General features: G+C 53.3%; 1 pseudogene. It reads left to right on the forward strand.

Annotation, left to right across the window (positions count from 1 at the left end):
• Positions 1 to 138: 138 nt before the first annotated feature.
• A pseudogene (locus OGY18_RS02905) lies at positions 139 to 853 on the forward strand (hypothetical protein); the annotation flags it as partial.

Below are 853 nucleotides of genomic sequence, written 5' to 3' on the forward strand. Positions count from 1 at the left end.
GTCATGTCAGGCGGTAGCGTCAGGTCGGCCTACAACAAAGTGTTTGCGGACCGCAATTCCGGTTCTTGGGATATGACCCGTAACAGGAATATCGCCATGCCCATTCTTATTCTTCCGAACATGTACTGAGGAAAAACTATGCCAGCAGGAACCTTAACCCTGACGAATAATTCTGCTGCGGTCGCTGGCAACGGAACCGCGTTTACTACCGAGGTGGCGGCCGGAGATTTTATTGTTGTCACTGTCGGCGGCGTTCCCTATACGCTCCCGATTAAATCAGTGGAAAGCGGTACAGCATTGACGCTGGTCAGCAATTTCACTGGGCCAACACAATCTGGCGCTGCCTGGTCAGCTGTTCCTCGTGTGGCGCTAAATATGGTTACCGCGGCGCTGGTGGCACAAAGTACCGAAGCACTGCGCGGGCTGGATTACGACAAACAGAACTGGCAGCAGGTATTCAGCGGTACCGGGACAATAACTGTAAAGTTACCCGACCAATCAACATTTACCGGCCCGTCCTGGAAATACCTTGCCGATAATATGGCGACAAAATCTGATGGCGCGGTTCCCGTTAACCAGGGCGGCACCGGGTCGACAACCGCGTCAGGCGCCCGCACAAACCTCAGTTTAGGAAACAGCGCTACGAGGGACGTTGGAACTGAGACGGGAACGGTGGCCGCCGGTAATGACCCCCGACTTAACACAGTGAACGGCAAGACGTCTGGTGTCGTCAAGGGTGATTTCTTTACCCTGGATAATAGTTACGGCCATATAACCCAGTTATTGACATACAACCCTGGAACAGTGGGTACGCATTTTGGCGGCATGTCTATGAAGCGACCCAATTCACAGG

The sequence above is a fragment of the Citrobacter sp. Cpo142 genome, assembly GCF_030332425.1.
Taxonomy (GTDB): Bacteria; Pseudomonadota; Gammaproteobacteria; order Enterobacterales; family Enterobacteriaceae; genus Citrobacter; species Citrobacter portucalensis.